Source organism: Sediminibacterium sp. KACHI17, assembly GCF_040362915.1.
Lineage (GTDB): Bacteria > Bacteroidota > Bacteroidia > Chitinophagales > Chitinophagaceae > Sediminibacterium.
Genome location: NZ_AP029612.1, coordinates 1316073 through 1332119, shown reverse-complemented (window position 1 = coordinate 1332119; position 16047 = coordinate 1316073). Strand labels below are relative to the sequence as shown.

Genomic DNA, 16047 nt, shown 5'->3' with positions numbered 1-16047 from the left:
CTTGACCGTTAATTTTATTCACATGCAGACCTTTCTTTTGTGTTAGGGTCTAATTTTAGCCTAACACAAATCAACAGGTATGTTCTATTTTCTGCAGATCGATAGTTTACAACAGGCAACCAATACAGTAGCAGCAGCAGCGGAAAAAATATCCATGTGGAGTTTGTTACAGAAAGGTGGTTGGATCATGTATCCATTATATGGCTTACTGATAGTAGCCATTTTTGTATTTGTTGAAAGACTCATGGCTATTCGCAAAGCTTCACGTATTGAACCGAACTTCATGAATATTATTCGTGATAATATCATGTCAGGTAATGTACAAGCTGCGCGCAACATCGCTAAAAATACGAATAACCCAGTAGCAAGAATCATTGATAAAGGCATTCAGCGTATTGGTAAACCTTTGGATGCGATCGAGAAGAGCATGGAGAATGTAGGTAAGCTGGAAATGTATAGCATGGAACGTAACCTGAATATTCTATCATTGATCGCAGGTATTGCACCTATGTTTGGATTTCTCGGAACGATCGTGGGAATGGTGCAATTGTTTTATGGGATCGCATCTACAGGAGAATATACATTGAATACCATTGCAGGCGGTATCTATACCAAAATGATCACTTCAGCAACCGGTTTGATCATTGGATTGATCGCCTATGTAGGCCATAATTTTCTGAGTACACAGATCGATAAGACAGCCAATAAAATGGAAGCTGCCAGTGCAGAATTCATCGATATCCTACAGGAACCTACACGTTAATTGAACATCGGTAAAGTCAGTATATGAACATCAGAAAAAGATTAAGAACACATCCCGAAATGCATACAGGCGCACTGAATGATATCTTGTTCATTCTGTTACTGTTCTTTCTGATCGTTTCAACCCTCGCTAATCCGAATGTGATCAAAGTCTCTAATCCAAAAGCTAAGAGTGATACTAAATCGAAACAAACGGTTGTGATCACGGTAGATAAAGATCAAAATCTCTATATCGGTTCACAAAGAACCACTTTAGATCAACTGGAACCTGAACTGAAAGCATTTCTTTCTAAGGAAACAGAAAAGCCTTCAGTAGTGATCAATGGCGATAGTACTTCGCATTTGGGCACAGCGATCAAAGTAATGCAAGTCATCAAGAAATTGGGAGCAACACCTGTAATGGCAGTGGATAACTCGGGTCAATGATCTAATGAACAATGGTGGCCATGATCATACGATCATTGCCATGCAGGTCTTTTCTCAGGATTGTATGATAGCCTTGCTTTTCCAATAGTTCACATACTTCTTTTCCCAACAGTTGATTGATCTCTAAAAATAATTTCCCTTGCTTTTTAAGATGTGAAAGTCCAAAGTTTGCTATTTTTTTATAGAAGATCAATGCATCTTCATCAGGAACAAACAATGCAATATGTGGCTCATGATCTACCACATGCGCCGACATGCTCTCTTTCTCTGATTTTTTGATATAGGGTGGATTACTGACGATTATGTTATAATCAGGTAGACCAGACCATAATGTTTCATTCAAAAAATCCATACAAATGAAATCAACCCATACATTATTCGAAGCTGCATTTTGTTGTGCTACTTGTAGGGTATCATCACTTACATCCAGGGCCGAGAGCTGCCAAAGTGGAAATTCCTTTTTCAAAGCGATGGGAATACACCCGCTACCCGTTCCAATGTCCAGGATCTTTTGAGGCTCAGGGTTTGCGGTAGCTTTGATCCATTCAATGAGTTCCTCAGTTTCAGGTCTGGGTATCAAAGTATGTTCATTGACAAGGAACTTCATCCCGCTAAACCATGCTTCTCCCAATACATATTGAATGGGTCTGTGATTCATTAGCGCTGCAATGATCTCGATCAGTTGATCTTCTTGCGTAGCAGAAAGATTTTGATGCTTATGCATCATTCTGTCGGTCTTATTCATACCCGTAAGATGCTCCAGCACTAAATGCGTAATGCTGGCAGCCTCCCTCGCTTCATAAAGCGAAGACAGTTGTTGAATAAGTTGATCTTTGGCCGATTCAATGGTCATGCTGCAATGTTAAGCACCATTTGGCTATTTTTGTCCATTCCTTATGTCTGATCTTCATCAACAATATATGTTTCGTTGTCTGGAGCTGGCCCGCCTGGGTGCCGGCTTTGTATCACCCAATCCAATGGTCGGAGCAGTATTGGTATATCAGAACAGGATCATAGGAGAAGGCTGGCATAAAAAATATGGAGGTCCACACGCCGAGGTCAATTGTATTCATGCTGTTGATCCATCAGATGAACATTTAATACCGGATTCAACACTCTATGTATCATTAGAACCTTGTGCGCATTTTGGTAAAACGCCGCCCTGTAGTCAACTGATCATTGATAAAAAGATCCCTAAAGTAATCATAGCCTGTAGAGATCCTTTTGCGGCAGTCAATGGAAAAGGAATAGAACAGTTACAAAAAGCAGGAATTGAAGTGATCACCGGTGTATTGGAACGTGAAGCGGTTGAACTGAATAGACGATTTTTTAAATTCCACCAACAACAGCAGCCTTATGTGATTTTGAAATGGGCGCAAACTGATGATGGTTTTATGGCCGGGAATTCGAATGATCGATTATTGATCACCCGGGAACAAACAAATCGAATCGTTCATCGATGGCGTAGTGAAGAAGCTGCTATCTTGATCGGTACAGATACAGCGATCAAGGATAACCCTTCGCTGACAAATAGATATTGGTTTGGTAAATCCCCTTTACGATTGGTTGTTGACAAACATTTACGAATACCGGGCCATTTAACCATGTTCAATGATGATGAGCCGGTGGTAATTTTCAATCTACAGAAAGACGAAGTTCAAGGGCATCTTAGATTTGTAAAGATCAGTAGTGATCGGTCCTTCATCGATCAGCTTTTTGCATATTGTTACCAACAAGGAATTCAAAGTATTCTGGTAGAAGGCGGAGTTAAATTATTGCAATCTTTTATTGATGAAGAACGATGGGATGAAGCTCGTGTTATCACTAATACTTCTTTACGAATTGGGTCCGGATTAGCAGCCCCGCGTATTCACGAACCTCATTTTCTTGATTCGCTCAATTCAGCGACAGATCAGATAAAGATATACCTCTCTCAAAAAATCAAGATCACAGTATGATATATTTGATCGGCAGTATAGTGCTTACAAGTTATCTCACACTTTCCTTTAAGGCTTGTGAAAAATATGGTGTGAATGTCTTTCAGGCTATTGTATTCAATTATATCACTTGTGTTATTACAGGTAGTATTGTGAATGGAGCTTTCCCGATACATGCGGAAAATATGCAAACTCCCTGGTTTGGATGGGCCATGATCATGGGTGTGATGTTTGTCAGCATTTTTAATATTGTGGCTATCACAGCACAAAAAAATGGAGTAGCTGTTGCTTCAGTTGCTAACAAGCTATCGCTTATCATTCCTGTTGTGTTATCTGTGTATCTCTATCGGGAAACAGTAGCGGGATGGAAAGCAGTAGGAGTAGTGCTGGCTTTATTGGCTGTGGTATTAACCTGTTATACAAAGGCTAAAAACGAGACTACAACAAAAAGAAATGGATGGATCTATTTGCTTCCGTTTGTGTTATTCGTGAGTAGTGGTCTATTGGATGCCTTGATCAATCACGTACAATTAACATATGTTACAACCGAAAACAGTAATGATTATTTGGTGAGTTCATTTTTCTCTGCGGCTACGATTGGATCTTTGATCTTGTTGATACAACTCATTAGAAGAAAGCAACACTTTGTTTGGAAAAATTTATTTGCAGGTGTATTGATTGGTATACCCAATTATTTCTCCATCTGGTGTTTGGTTCATTTCTTACAGGCAAGTCCATGGCAAACAAGTGCAAGTATTCCCGTTAACAATATGGGTATAGTATTGTTTAGTGCTGTGGTAGCATGGCTTTTGTTCAAAGAACGTCTTACAATCATCAATTGGTTGGGGATTTTATTGTCACTGGTAGCTATTTATTTAATCGCTTTTGGAGATCAGTTAGCATGATGACGGAAAACGAATATTACCAAACCATTGATAGGCATGGATTTGCTGAATTTAAAGATCGGGGAAGCCGCTTTATGGCGCATGCTTTTCCGATGATCACACCTGATGATTTTAAACAGCAATTGCAGCTGCTTAAAAAAGAGCATCCCAAAGCAGTACATCATTGCTTTGCTTATCGATTGGGGCTAGATGGACATCAATTCAGAGTCAGTGATGATGGTGAACCATCTGGTTCTGCAGGTAAACCTATTTTAGGGCAAATTGATAGTAAAGGGTTGACAGATACCGGTGTAATTGTTGTGCGATATTTTGGCGGTACTTTATTAGGTGTGCCGGGATTGATCAATGCATATAAATCATCGGCGGCAATGGCATTACAAATGATCCCGGTCATACAAAAGCCTGTAGAGATCATTTATGATGTGAATTTTGATTATACTACGATGAATGAAGTCATGATGGTTGTAAAACAATTCAATTGCAGCGTTCTTCATCAAGAAATGCAACTTTTCTGCTTATTGAAGATCGGTATACCAAAAAGCAGACTGGATGAAGTATTGTACAGATTTAAGGAGTTGCATACCGTAACCATTCAAAAGTCTAAATAGCTAAGCTTTTCCGGTTAGTTTATATACCCAAAGTCCAACTATCTCCTTTATCAAATGGCTCCAGTCTTTTAAGAGTTTTGCATCGGGTACCAAAGTATTATCCATTGAAAAATAGTCGTCTACTTCTTTAAAGTCGGCGGCATAATAGTCAAACTGAATGCCTGCTTTAGTAAAAACAGCTGTCGACCTTCTCATGTGTAATGCAGATGTGATGAGTAAAGAAGGGGTATTTATTTTAAGGGAGTCTATTAAGCGTTTACTAAAAACGGCATTTTCGTAAGTGTTTCTGGCATCTGGTTCAACAATGATATCTTTTTCGGGGATTTTATTATTGACCAACATTTCCTTGAGGAATACAGCTTCGGATTTGTAGGTATGCAGCAATGATCCACTACCTCCTGTAACGAGAATCTTTTTGATTTTTCCGGTATGATAAAGTGTAGCGGTTTGAATGAATCGATCCGCAGCAGAACCAAAGAAACCCCGATCCTTGGTATCGAATTGAACCATGCCGGTAAGCAAAATACCTAGCTCATAGTTTTTTATTGCTGATAATTCTTTAAAGTCAGCTTGCCAATATTTATTAGCTGTTTTGTACAGCCATGGATTGGTAAACAGTAATGTTATTAGAACTGTAATAATTGCTAACCTTCTTTTTTGTTTAGCCGATTTAATGCAATAAATACTAATCAATAAGATGATGATCCAATTGAATGGTATTAAAAGAAAATAAAGCAGTTTCGAGAAGATGAAAAACATGCACAATATTAAAAAGACCGATTGAGAAACGTCAATCGGTCTTTGGTTTATTTATTTTGTAAAGCGATCACTAACCACTAGTTCCTTACTTCCCGGTGTGTATTTGTAAAATCCTTCTCCTGATTTTACACCTAATTTTCCTGCTGTGACCATATTTACCAGCAATGGGCAAGGTGCATATTTCGGATTGCCAAATCCTTCATGTAATACCTGAAGAATACTTAAGCAAACATCCAATCCGATGAAATCAGCTAACTGTAAAGGTCCCATCGGATGCGCCATTCCCAACTTCATGATGGTGTCAATGGCTTCAACATCTGCGATACCTTCATATAAGCTGCAGATGGCTTCATTGATCATAGGCATTAAGATCTTGTTCGCAATAAAGCCCGGATAATCATTCACCACACAAGGCACTTTGCCCAATGTTTTGCTAAGTGTTACAATGGTATTTGTTACCTCTTTTGTAGTCGCATACCCGTTGATGATCTCTACTAGTTTCATCACAGGAACCGGATTCATAAAATGCATACCGATCACTTTTGCCGGTCTTTTTGTTACAGAAGCTATTTTGGTGATCGAAATGGATGAAGTATTGGATGCAAGAATCGCATTTGCAGGAGCTGCTTCATCTATGATTTTAAAAATGGAGAGTTTCAATTCTACATTCTCAGTGGCCGCTTCCACCACCAGATCTGCTTGTGAAACTCCTTTTTTTAGGTCGGTCTCAGTTTGAAGGTTAGAAAGAGTGGTCTTCTTTTGTTCCTCGGTCAGTGTCCCTTTTGAGATCTGGCGATCGAGGTTTTTAGAGATGGTTTGTAAAGCTTTTTCCAGTTGAGCAGCATTCACATCAATGAGCTGAACAGAAAATCCATTTTGAGCAAATACATGTGCAATTCCATTACCCATGGTTCCGGCACCGATCACACTAACATTTGTAACTGGCATATTCAATCGTTTTAAGTATGCGCAAAAGTAAAGCCGCTACCCGTAACGAAAGAAAATCTGTAGAAAAAACAATAAATAAAACCGGAATATCAGTCCTTACGTTTGAAATCACCTCTTTTCCAGGCTTTGATAAAATCAGCCCATGCTGCAGGATTCAGGATATTCATCGGAGGCAGTTGTCCTGAATAGTAATATTTATTGGCTTGTTGCCTTAATTGATAATTGATGGCTTCTCTGCCGTCTGCAGGTAAACTATTGATCAGAATACGTCTCTGAGCCTCATCGGTATTCTTTCTGGCGATCTCATAAGCATCATCAGCGATCTTCATATTCACAAAGTCCCGCTCGAATTGCTCTCGTGTAGGTCGGGGTTTTAGGATGGTAGCAGGTAAATAAGCAGTATCACTCACCAATAATTGGATCACGCTGTATTGATTATCAGCAAGATCTCGCGGAATCTCAATACTTCTATTTTTGAATCCAACACAGGAAAATGTAATACGATCCCCCTTTAATACTGCTATAGAAAATACCCCGTCAGGATTGGTAATGGTACCTCTGCCTTTTCCTTCAACGATGATACTGGCTGAAGGAATAGCCATCAGACTATCTGCTGTCATAACCACACCATACAGTTGTACAACTGAGTCACGGTATTCATTTCGCTGAGACATGGCTTTACCAGCAATGAGCAAAAAGAACGCGGTAATAACAGATAATCGTAGAAATATTTTCATCTCGGTAAAAATACAAATGGTTTTCCCAAAATCGACAACAACCAACGGTACAGATTGTTGAAAACTAACCTGAATTCTGACAAAGTAAGGTTGCGAGCGGTTAACTTTGCAGCCAAATTGATTTTTTAACAAAAACTTGCGTGATGACAGAAGCTGCTATACTGAGTGCACTGAGTAATGTACAAGAACCTGATCTAGGAAAAGATCTGGTGACATTGAATATGGTAAAAGATATTCAGATCAAGGATAAAGAAGTGAGCTTTACGATTGTACTCACAACCCCGGCTTGTCCAATGAAGGATATGATGAGAACGGCCAGTGAAAACGCAGTTAAATTATTAGTAGATAAAGAAGCAAAGGTTACTGTGAACTTTACTTCTAATACGTCTTCTACTCGCAAAGACAATCAACAGGTATTATCCGGGGTAAAGAATATTATCGCAGTAGTGAGTGGTAAGGGTGGCGTTGGTAAGAGTACCGTATCTGCTAATCTGGCACTTGCTTTAGCAGAAGGAGGGGCATCAGTTGGATTAATGGATGCAGATATATATGGACCTAGTGTTCCCATCATGTTCGGCGTTCGAGGGGAGCGTCCTATGATGAAAGATGTGAATGGAAAAGGAATGATCATTCCATTGGAGAAATATGGAATCAAACTGATGAGTATTGGATTACTGGTGGATGAAAAGAATGCAGTTGTTTGGCGTGGTCCGATGGCCAGCAGTGCTATACGTCAGTTTGTGACAGATGTTGATTGGGGTGAGTTGGATTATCTGGTGATCGATATGCCACCGGGAACGGGTGATATTCACCTGACATTGATGCAAACAGTACCTGTTACTGGAGTGATCATTGTAACAACCCCACAAAATGTGGCATTAGCAGATGCGAAAAAAGGGATCGCGATGTTCGGACAGGCTCAGATCAATGTACCGATCATTGGATTAGTTGAGAATATGGCTTATTTCACTCCTGCAGAATTACCCCAAAACAAGTATTTCCTTTTTGGAAAAGATGGTGGTAAGAACCTGGCTGAAGAGTACGACCTGCCATTCCTGGGACAAATTCCGTTGGTACAGGAAATAAGAGAAGGCGGTGATTTGGGAATACCTGCCATGGCCGGAAATGAAGAAGTAAGTAAAAATGCACTTCGTCAGTTTGCAGGCAATGCAGTTCGAAATATTGCAATCAGAAATGCGAGCACCCCTAAAACGCAAACTGTTCAGGTGACAGAATAATGATGCTCAATCGTTCATAATGGTATGAATGGTACATCTGAACGATCTAGGTGCAATAATTTTGTTCGAAACCTAAATCAGATCTGTTGTATGTACCATCTTCCCAGTTTTCAGGAAAAAAATCAAGATGAAATCATTGCATTCATCAAAGCGCATCCATTTGCTACTCTGATCGGAGTATCGGCAACTAATGAGCCTGTTGCTACACAAATTCCGGTTTTAGTGAAAGAGAGAGCAGGTGTTTTTTTCTTGCAAGGTCATTTTATGAAGCAAACAGATCATCATCATGCATTTTTGCAAAATGACCATGTATTGGTTTTGTTTTCTGGTCCACATGCTTATGTAAGTGCCAGCTGGTATGAAAATACAAAGCAGGCTTCTACCTGGAATTATATGACTGTTCATGCCCGTGGAAAAATGCATTTACTTGGCGATGAAGCATTGCCTGAAATGCTGGAAGAACTAACAGCACACTTTGAACAGAATCCATCTTCGCCTTCACAGTATAAAGAACTTCCTGAAGAGTATATCAGTCGTCTATCAAAAGCGATCGTTGCATTTGAGATTAAATTATTGCAAACAGATGCTGTTTTTAAGTTAAGCCAGAACAGGGATGAAAAAAGTTTTGATAATATTGTATCGAAACTCAGTTCCGGTAATTGGGAAGAGAAAGCAGTTGCAGAAGAAATGAGCAAACGCAAACAACAATTCTTTACATCATGAATAAAGCTTGGTTGCTGATATCGTTGTCTCTGTTCACTTCTTGTTTTTCCTCTAAAAAAAGTCAAACCATATCACAATTATTCGATAAGCAAGGACATCGCGGATGCAGAGGGTTAATGCCTGAAAATACAATACCTGCAATGCGGAAAGCGATCGATTTGGGTGTTACGACCCTAGAGACTGATGTGGTGATCACAGCTGATAATCAAGTCGTATTGAGTCACGAGCCTTTCTTCAGTCATGATATTACTACTAAACCTGATGGAAGCTATGTGACTGCTGCAGAAGAAAAACAGCTGAATATTTATCGGATGGATTATGCAACTGTTCGTAAGTATGATGTTGGATTAAAGCCCTTCTCACGTTTTCCCAAACAACAAAAAGTAGCTGCTTACAAACCACTATTAGCGGAGATGATCGATTCTGTGACTGCTTATTGCGAAAAAGTGGGTAAGCCAATACCCGCATTTAATATTGAAACAAAGTCTCAACGAGCAACTGATGGCATATATCATCCAGCACCGGCATTATTTGTAGACCTTATCATGGAAGTGATCGAGCGAAAGCAAATACAAAACAAAGTCACGATCCAGTCATTTGATATTCGCACACTTCAATACTTACATCAAAAGTATCCATCCATTCAAACTGCTTTATTGATCGAAGAGAATCACCCTCAAACATTTGCACTCCAATTGAAAGAGCTGGGTTTTGTGCCTACAATTTATAGCCCATATTTTTCGCTGGTAACCCCATTGCTCATAAAGCAATGCAAGGATATGGGTGTTAAGTTGATTCCTTGGACAGTCAATGACAAAACAAAGATTCAGGAGCTTCGAAACCTGGGTGTTGATGGCATTATTTCAGATTTTCCGGATCTTTTTTAAAGAGACAACAGCTCTTTGTAAAATTCTCCCTAAGTTAGATGTTAAATAATGTGCCATGAAGAAATTAATTTTTTTCCTGTTAACCTTTTTCAGTCTAGTTACCGTGCATGCGCAAATGGTGGTCATGCGCGAAATGTCCATGGCAGGTGGAAATAGTGCAAACTCCGCTGCGTTAAACATGTCATCTCAAAAAAATATAATTGAAAATCTGGGTTCTTCGGGCGGGTATACAAGTCTTGTTATGGCAATTCAATCGGCAGATTTGATTGAACTGTTACAAAAAGAGGGCCCCTATACTTTTTTTGCGCCATCCAATGAATCTTTTACGAAGTTTATGCAAGCTGATATCGGTTCTACAGATGATGACAAGAAAAAATTGAGTTATTTGATCAAAAGTCATATCGTCTCCGGCAAATTTGATGTGGACGCATTAACAAAAATGATCAAAGAAGCTGATGGGCCGGTTTCTCTAACATCCTTATCAGGAGAGGTTTTGCAAGTAACTAAAAAAGGGAAAAAAATTATTGTGACCGATGCGAAAGGGAAACAATCTACAGTAGTTACATCCAATTTGGAACAGAGCAATGGTGTTATCCATATCATAGATAAAGTACTTACTCAATAATATATTCATCTTACTGAATACTCAAAGCCTCAAGATAATGAGGCTTTTTTTATGATTTGTAAAACCGATCGGTAACGTACATCGTATGTAGACTGTACATATCAATCAAGAAATAAAATCAACAGATCATGAAAAAAATTCTTTTTATTCTTTGTACCGTATTGGGTACGCAGTTCGTAATGGCTCAGGAAAAAACAGTAGAAGTAGGAGGTGCACCTATGTATCCTTCCAAAAATATTGTTGAAAATGCAGTAAACTCAAAAGAGCATACCACATTGGTTGCAGCGGTAAAAGCCGCAGGATTAGTTGAAACACTTCAAAGTGCGGGACCATTCACAGTATTTGCACCTACCAATGCAGCTTTTGGAAAATTACCAGCCGGAACGGTTGAGACGTTGATCAAACCAGAAAATAAATCTACCCTTACAAAAATATTGACATACCATGTGGTATCAGGTAAGTATGATGCTGCAGCAATTGCTCAGTTGATCAAAGAAGGAAAGGGTACAGCGGTATTGAAAACGGTTTCCGGTGGATCATTGAAAGCTTCCATGAAGGGTAAAAAGCTGATATTGACTGATGAAAAAGGATCTAGTGCTGAAGTAACCATTAGTAATGTGTACCAAAGCAATGGAGTGATACACGTAATTGACAGTGTTGTTCTTCCAGGATAATAGAAGCAGCTTAATAATAAAAAGGTCGGCAGTACTGCCGACCTTTTTTATTAATAATCGGTTTTTTGGTGCAATTTTGCGGCATACACATATTCATGAGGAAAATCATCATAACATTAGACGGGTATTCATCTTGTGGCAAGAGTACACTGGCCAGACAATTGGCAAGGGAGCTGAATTATGTATTTATAGATAGTGGTGCGATGTATCGTGCGATAACCCTCTATTTCCTCAGAGCGCATATTGATTGTGCAGATACCGAAAAAGTGATCAAAGCACTTTCAGAAATAGCGCTATCCTTTGAATACAATCCTGTAACAGGTCAGAGTGATATGTACCTGAATGATGAGAATGTGGAGTCTCTGATCCGTGAAATGGTCGTAAGTGAACATGTTAGTGAAGTCGCTGCTTTAAAAGAAGTGCGAGAGTTTGGTGTTACACAACAGCAACTAATGGGAAAGAAAAAGGGTATTGTAATGGACGGCAGAGATATTGGTACTACCGTTTTTCCGGATGCGGAACTTAAAATATTCGTTACTGCCGACCCTGCTGTGAGAGTCGAGAGAAGGTTTAAGGAGCTTTTTGAAAAAAATCCATCCATTACCATCGAAGAAGTAAAGCGTAATCTGGAAATGAGGGATTACATGGATAGCAACCGTGAGTTTAGTCCACTCAGACAGGCCCCCGATGCTGTAATTCTGGATAATAGTAATCTGACAAGGGAAGAACAATTGCAAGTAGCATTGGCCTGGGCAAAAGAAAGGATCAATGCTTAAATAATATTGGCTGATTTCAGTATATTGCAAAAAAAGGGTCCCTCCGTGGAAACGGAACGACCTCTACGATTGCTTGCCATACGAAAATTCTTTTGGGATGAAAGTCCCGATATTTTGAACGCAACTGCGTTAATTACGATTGTTTGTTACTCTTCGATTGTCTTGCTATATGAAAGAAATCTTCTAACCGAAGGTACAATACCATTATGGTGGTATGAAGACAAGTTTTTAGTTTCTTTTTTATCTTAAAAAGGATATAGGCGGTCTGAAATACCTGATTTTATTGGTTTTTTGGTAAAAAATGATATGATGCCCAACCGTTCGCAAGACCCCTTATTTCAATTGATCAAGTCGCTTCAAAAAGCGGAAAAAAGGCATTTTAAACTTTATATCAAACGTAATTCTGCAAAAGATGATCTTAAGGTTATACAATTGTTTGATGCGTTAGAAAAGCTATCTGATTTTGATGAAAAAAATCTACTCAAAAAGATACCGGGTATTGAAAAGCCACAACTCGCCAATTTAAAGAATCATTTATACCGTGAACTACTTTCCAGTTTAAGACTATTGAAGAGTAATGACAGTATTGATATGCAATTGCATGAGCAGATCGATTATGCCCGTATTCTTTATAATAAGGGGTTGTATCATCAAAGTCTCAAAATACTGGACCGGGCCAAAGAACTCGCACATCAATATCATCAGGATAGTTTTTTGATTCAGATCATATCTCTCGAAAAAAAGATTGAGACCCTCCATATTACCAGAAGTATGCAAGACAGGGCTGAACAATTAACAGCCGAAGCCAATGTAGTGAACGAGAAAAGGAGAGTGATCACTCAATTATCAAATCTTGCATTGCAATTGTACAGCTGGTATGTTAAAAATGGTCACGCAAGAAATGAAGCTGATGAAAAAGATATTAAAGCTTTTTTCAAGCATCAATTACCTCTTCATGCGGATAAGCTTGTCGGTTTTTATGAAAGATTGTATCTCTATCAAAGCTATTGCTGGTATGCCTTTATTCGACAAGATTTTTTGATGTACTATCGGTATAGTCAAAAATGGCTGAGTCTTTTTGAGAAAGAGGCATTTATGATTGAAGTTGAAACAGGTCATTACATTAAAGGGTTGCACAACTTACTGAATGCGCATTTTGATCTAAGAAACTTTAAAGAATTTAGTACTGTTCTAAAAAAGTTTGAACTGTTTGCAGCAAGTGAAACGGCAAATAAGCATGATATTTTTCGAGTCCATAGTTTTATCTATATCAATAGTGCTAAACTGAATCAGCATTTGATGCAGGGAACATTTCAGGAGGGGCTGACCTTAGTAGCTGATCTGGAAAAACAACTATCAGCAAATGCATTGTATATTGATCAGCATCGCATATTGGTGTTCAATTATAAGATTGCTTCGCTTTATTTCGGTAGTGGAGATTATAATACCTGTATTGATTATTTAAGAAGGATCATTAATGATCATGTTGATTTACGTAACGACTTACAATGTTATGCACGTCTTCTACATTTGATCGCACATTATGAGTTGGGTAATGCAGAGTTGATCGAAACTTCATTGATCAAATCTGTTTATCGATTCATGGCAAAGATGGATAATCTAACCATCGTAGAAGAAGAGATGTTCCGTTTCCTAAGACACTCTTTTCAAATACCTGCCAAACAGGTAAAAACTGAGTTACGATCTTTTCTGGAAAAGATCAAACAGTATGAAAAGAGTCGATTTGAGACCAGATCCTTTGCTTATTTGGATGTGATCTCATGGGTTGAAAGTAAAGTCTATGGAAAGACCATGAGTAAGGTCATACACGACAAATACTTATCGAGTAAACATCGATAGTTTTATTGCTGAAAGTAAGCCAGACTTCCACCGACCCATTCTTTATCCTTGTTGTAACGAACGCCAATCATCTTGCCTTTACTTAAACGAGCCAGATTGTTGGTAGCAATTGGTCTGCTTTCACCATCTTTCCAAAAATAAAAAATGCGGATCTCTACTTTAGCCGGTGAATCAGGTGTTTCGATCACCTCGGCATATTGTACCTTCTTTTGTAATATCCAGTTTTCCGGATCTGTGATCTTATCAATATCGGCTTTCGTCACATCGATCACTACTCCCTGACCCGCAAAGGAGAATAAAGGTTTCAATACATACTGATCAAGATCCTGCGGGATATCTTTAAGTTCACTCAAGAACACTGTTTTGGGAACATAAGGATGGTCAATAAAGGGGAGTGTGTATTTACTGATGCGATAAAACCAATTCGGATGTGGAACCCATTCTACATCGAGATCTTCCAGCATCAATTTTCCTTTGTTGCGCAGTTCTTCAGTTTGTTGTTGCAGATCATCAAAAATGATGCGGTTATAGATTCTGTGAACTTTGATCTTTTTACCTGCTGCATCATGATAGAATAATTGCCTGCCTTCTTTTTGTAACTCAGTCAAGCATACAACAGGTATACCTGTATATTCACTCGTACAGTAAAAATCTATTTTTGTTTTTTGCTGATGTGGCAGTAGTTCCAGTAATATTACATTTTCAGCTTTATGGTTGCCAAGAATGATCTCTTTCAATAATGATAGATAGCTGGTGCGATCAAATCCATTGAGATAAGTACTGTATCCTTCGGGTACGGCAAAGTGATTTCTGGTTACATCATCCTGCCAGACCTGGTAGCCAAACAAAGTAGGGAAACCTTGCATTTCAATCAGCTGGGGTTCATATTCTCCTGCTTCATTGATGCAAACACCAAAATCAAAAGCGATAAAATGAGTATGATCGTTTTCATTCGGAACATTTAAATCTGCAGGAATGGCATGATAGCTTAATGTTTTAAAATTATATTGAGTGATCACATCTACAATATGTTCACAGGCAGATAATATTTTGTCTTTGAAATCACGATCAATGAATACCGGTGTTTCTGCAACACGAAACTCGATTGCATCAGGAAACTTGCTATTCAATTCTTCCAGATAAGCTTTGTATTTATCGGTAGTGAACTGTTGATTGAATGCCTGTCTGATAGTAGATACCATACATATGAAATTAGGTATTTGAAAGTAAAAAAACCTTTTGATACCTGAAAGAGAATCAACGGGATAAACGTTAATTTAACCTTGTTGTGATAAGATTGATTCCTGAACAGACAAATTCAGAAAGTTGGGAAGAATGGTATGATAGGTAAAAAGTATTTTTTCCGGGTCTTGTAGTTGTTCAACCATACTTTGCCATTTGGCTTCACCATGGTTATCGATAACAGTTTTCTTTTTATCCTCACGCATTAAATACATGTGCATACCCACTGCATCTGCTTCAGGATGAAACTGTGTACCAATAAAATGGTCATTGAATCGGATGGCCATCACAGCACGTTCATAAGGTACATGGGGTCTGTTCTTTTCGATCGCCAATATGGAGGCTCCCATTGCAGTAAGCTTGCTGATATCCGGCTCTATCACCTGGTAATCTCTGCTGTCTACACAGTAAAATGGATCTCTCAATCCATCGAATACGGGCTCTGTTGTGCCTGGGTCTAGCATGTGTACAGGAAATACACCGAATGCAGTAGATCTTCTTTTACAAACATTCCCTATTCCATAATGTCTGCATACCAATTGAAAACTATGACAGATAAAGAATACGTTTTTCTTATCAGCTTCCGAAGCCGTTTTATTAAAGCCTTCTACATTACTCAGCCAACCGAAATAAGCTGATTCCCATGCAGAGCCTTCTGTTTCCAATGGAGAACCGGGACCACCACTCGAAATATAAATATCGAATGAGGTATCGGGTACGGAGAGATTTTGTCTGACATCGAATTCTTGATAGACAAGTTCAAATCCTTTATCTGAAGCCCAGGCATGTACAATTTCTTTGATACAACGCATACCCTGATTGGCCTGGCCTTCATACAGATCCAGTACCGCTATTCTTATTTGTTTTTTTTCAGACCACATGGGGGGAGGAAGTTTGATTTTTGATCTTTGATTGCTTGATTTGTTTTGAATCAAAAAAT

The 16047-nt window shown here is 38.8% G+C and carries 18 protein-coding genes; 12 read left to right on the top strand and 6 right to left on the bottom strand.

Going from position 1 to position 16047, the window contains the following annotated elements; translation table 11 throughout:
• Window positions 1-79 precede the first annotated feature (79 nt).
• Entirely contained in the window at window positions 80-763 is a 684-nt protein-coding gene (locus ABXG83_RS05840) for a MotA/TolQ/ExbB proton channel family protein (RefSeq protein ID WP_353550548.1), read from the top strand.
• 23 nt (window positions 764-786) lie between these two features.
• Window positions 787-1188, top strand: a complete 402-nt coding sequence (locus ABXG83_RS05835) for a biopolymer transporter ExbD (protein ID WP_353550547.1) — start codon at window positions 787-789, stop codon at window positions 1186-1188.
• A gap of 1 nt (window position 1189) precedes the next feature.
• Here the strand turns inward: ABXG83_RS05835 and prmC are convergent, their stop codons facing one another.
• Window positions 1190-2041, bottom strand: a complete 852-nt coding sequence (gene prmC, locus ABXG83_RS05830; RefSeq protein ID WP_353550546.1) for a peptide chain release factor N(5)-glutamine methyltransferase — start codon at window positions 2039-2041, stop codon at window positions 1190-1192.
• A gap of 43 nt (window positions 2042-2084) precedes the next feature.
• Here prmC and ribD point away from each other — a divergent pair, with 43 nt between their 5' ends.
• From ribD to ABXG83_RS05815, 3 genes are read left to right on the top strand one after another with little or no spacing between them, the layout of a single operon-like run.
• Window positions 2085-3146, top strand: a complete 1062-nt coding sequence (gene ribD, locus ABXG83_RS05825; protein WP_353550545.1) for a bifunctional diaminohydroxyphosphoribosylaminopyrimidine deaminase/5-amino-6-(5-phosphoribosylamino)uracil reductase RibD — start codon at window positions 2085-2087, stop codon at window positions 3144-3146.
• Entirely contained in the window at window positions 3143-4030 is an 888-nt protein-coding gene (locus ABXG83_RS05820; protein ID WP_353550544.1) for a hypothetical protein, read from the top strand. The genes ribD and ABXG83_RS05820 overlap by 4 nt, the downstream gene beginning before the upstream one ends.
• Window positions 4027-4638, top strand: coding sequence for a YigZ family protein (locus ABXG83_RS05815; RefSeq protein ID WP_353550543.1), 612 nt, complete (start codon window positions 4027-4029; stop codon window positions 4636-4638). The genes ABXG83_RS05820 and ABXG83_RS05815 overlap by 4 nt, the downstream gene beginning before the upstream one ends.
• Here ABXG83_RS05815 and ABXG83_RS05810 read toward each other — a convergent pair whose 3' ends face one another.
• The 3 genes from ABXG83_RS05810 to ABXG83_RS05800 form a co-directional block, all read right to left on the bottom strand.
• Complete coding sequence (locus ABXG83_RS05810; RefSeq protein WP_353550542.1) at window positions 4639-5397, bottom strand: YdcF family protein; 759 nt, start codon at window positions 5395-5397, stop codon at window positions 4639-4641.
• 51 nt (window positions 5398-5448) lie between these two features.
• Complete coding sequence (locus ABXG83_RS05805; RefSeq protein WP_353550541.1) at window positions 5449-6345, bottom strand: 3-hydroxybutyryl-CoA dehydrogenase; 897 nt, start codon at window positions 6343-6345, stop codon at window positions 5449-5451.
• 89 nt (window positions 6346-6434) lie between these two features.
• The gene (locus ABXG83_RS05800) at window positions 6435-7082 is read right to left on the bottom strand and encodes a carboxypeptidase-like regulatory domain-containing protein (RefSeq protein WP_353550540.1); all 648 of its coding nucleotides are present in this window, start codon (window positions 7080-7082) and stop codon (window positions 6435-6437) included.
• Between the two features lie 143 nt (window positions 7083-7225).
• On the opposite strand from ABXG83_RS05800, the gene ABXG83_RS05795 reads away from it, so the two are divergent.
• From ABXG83_RS05795 to ABXG83_RS05765, 7 genes are all read left to right on the top strand, one after another.
• A complete protein-coding gene (locus tag ABXG83_RS05795) occupies window positions 7226-8320 on the top strand; it encodes an Mrp/NBP35 family ATP-binding protein (RefSeq protein WP_353550539.1) in 1095 nt (364 codons plus the stop codon).
• 90 nt (window positions 8321-8410) lie between these two features.
• Complete coding sequence (locus tag ABXG83_RS05790; protein ID WP_353550538.1) at window positions 8411-9043, top strand: FMN-binding negative transcriptional regulator; 633 nt, start codon at window positions 8411-8413, stop codon at window positions 9041-9043.
• Window positions 9040-9930 (top strand): glycerophosphodiester phosphodiesterase family protein, encoded by an 891-nt coding sequence (locus ABXG83_RS05785; protein ID WP_353550537.1) that lies wholly within the window; start codon window positions 9040-9042, stop codon window positions 9928-9930. Before ABXG83_RS05790 ends, ABXG83_RS05785 begins: the two co-directional genes overlap by 4 nt.
• Before the next feature lie 55 nt (window positions 9931-9985).
• Entirely contained in the window at window positions 9986-10555 is a 570-nt protein-coding gene (locus tag ABXG83_RS05780; RefSeq protein ID WP_353550536.1) for a fasciclin domain-containing protein, read from the top strand.
• A gap of 128 nt (window positions 10556-10683) precedes the next feature.
• Window positions 10684-11229 (top strand): fasciclin domain-containing protein, encoded by a 546-nt coding sequence (locus ABXG83_RS05775; protein ID WP_353550535.1) that lies wholly within the window; start codon window positions 10684-10686, stop codon window positions 11227-11229.
• 95 nt (window positions 11230-11324) lie between these two features.
• Window positions 11325-12005, top strand: a complete 681-nt coding sequence (cmk, locus tag ABXG83_RS05770) for a (d)CMP kinase (RefSeq protein WP_353550534.1) — start codon at window positions 11325-11327, stop codon at window positions 12003-12005.
• Between the two features lie 309 nt (window positions 12006-12314).
• Window positions 12315-13865 (top strand): hypothetical protein, encoded by a 1551-nt coding sequence (locus ABXG83_RS05765; RefSeq protein ID WP_353550533.1) that lies wholly within the window; start codon window positions 12315-12317, stop codon window positions 13863-13865.
• A gap of 2 nt (window positions 13866-13867) precedes the next feature.
• Here ABXG83_RS05765 and ABXG83_RS05760 read toward each other — a convergent pair whose 3' ends face one another.
• Window positions 13868-15067 (bottom strand): hypothetical protein, encoded by a 1200-nt coding sequence (locus tag ABXG83_RS05760; RefSeq protein WP_353550532.1) that lies wholly within the window; start codon window positions 15065-15067, stop codon window positions 13868-13870.
• Between the two features lie 75 nt (window positions 15068-15142).
• Window positions 15143-15988, bottom strand: a complete 846-nt coding sequence (locus ABXG83_RS05755) for a GMP synthase (RefSeq protein WP_353550531.1) — start codon at window positions 15986-15988, stop codon at window positions 15143-15145.
• Window positions 15989-16047 lie beyond the last annotated feature (59 nt).

Bases quoted from the DNA above. Each gene is read 5' to 3' on its own strand.
- ABXG83_RS05775 (WP_353550535.1), top strand. From the start codon at position 10,684: ATGAAAAAAATTCTTTTTATTCTTTGTACCGTATTGGGTACGCAGTTC.
- ABXG83_RS05815 (WP_353550543.1), top strand. From the start codon at position 4,027: ATGATGACGGAAAACGAATATTACCAAACCATTGATAGGCATGGATTT.
- ABXG83_RS05760 (WP_353550532.1), bottom strand. From the start codon at position 15,067: ATGGTATCTACTATCAGACAGGCATTCAATCAACAGTTCACTACCGAT.
- ABXG83_RS05805 (WP_353550541.1), bottom strand. From the start codon at position 6,345: ATGCCAGTTACAAATGTTAGTGTGATCGGTGCCGGAACCATGGGTAAT.
- ABXG83_RS05765 (WP_353550533.1), top strand. From the start codon at position 12,315: ATGCCCAACCGTTCGCAAGACCCCTTATTTCAATTGATCAAGTCGCTT.
- prmC (WP_353550546.1), bottom strand. From the start codon at position 2,041: ATGACCATTGAATCGGCCAAAGATCAACTTATTCAACAACTGTCTTCG.
- ABXG83_RS05785 (WP_353550537.1), top strand. From the start codon at position 9,040: ATGAATAAAGCTTGGTTGCTGATATCGTTGTCTCTGTTCACTTCTTGT.
- cmk (WP_353550534.1), top strand. From the start codon at position 11,325: ATGAGGAAAATCATCATAACATTAGACGGGTATTCATCTTGTGGCAAG.
- ABXG83_RS05835 (WP_353550547.1), top strand. From the start codon at position 787: ATGAACATCAGAAAAAGATTAAGAACACATCCCGAAATGCATACAGGC.
- ribD (WP_353550545.1), top strand. From the start codon at position 2,085: ATGTCTGATCTTCATCAACAATATATGTTTCGTTGTCTGGAGCTGGCC.
- ABXG83_RS05810 (WP_353550542.1), bottom strand. From the start codon at position 5,397: ATGTTTTTCATCTTCTCGAAACTGCTTTATTTTCTTTTAATACCATTC.
- ABXG83_RS05780 (WP_353550536.1), top strand. From the start codon at position 9,986: ATGAAGAAATTAATTTTTTTCCTGTTAACCTTTTTCAGTCTAGTTACC.
- ABXG83_RS05790 (WP_353550538.1), top strand. From the start codon at position 8,411: ATGTACCATCTTCCCAGTTTTCAGGAAAAAAATCAAGATGAAATCATT.
- ABXG83_RS05820 (WP_353550544.1), top strand. From the start codon at position 3,143: ATGATATATTTGATCGGCAGTATAGTGCTTACAAGTTATCTCACACTT.
- ABXG83_RS05840 (WP_353550548.1), top strand. From the start codon at position 80: ATGTTCTATTTTCTGCAGATCGATAGTTTACAACAGGCAACCAATACA.
- ABXG83_RS05795 (WP_353550539.1), top strand. From the start codon at position 7,226: ATGACAGAAGCTGCTATACTGAGTGCACTGAGTAATGTACAAGAACCT.
- ABXG83_RS05800 (WP_353550540.1), bottom strand. From the start codon at position 7,082: ATGAAAATATTTCTACGATTATCTGTTATTACCGCGTTCTTTTTGCTC.
- ABXG83_RS05755 (WP_353550531.1), bottom strand. From the start codon at position 15,988: ATGTGGTCTGAAAAAAAACAAATAAGAATAGCGGTACTGGATCTGTAT.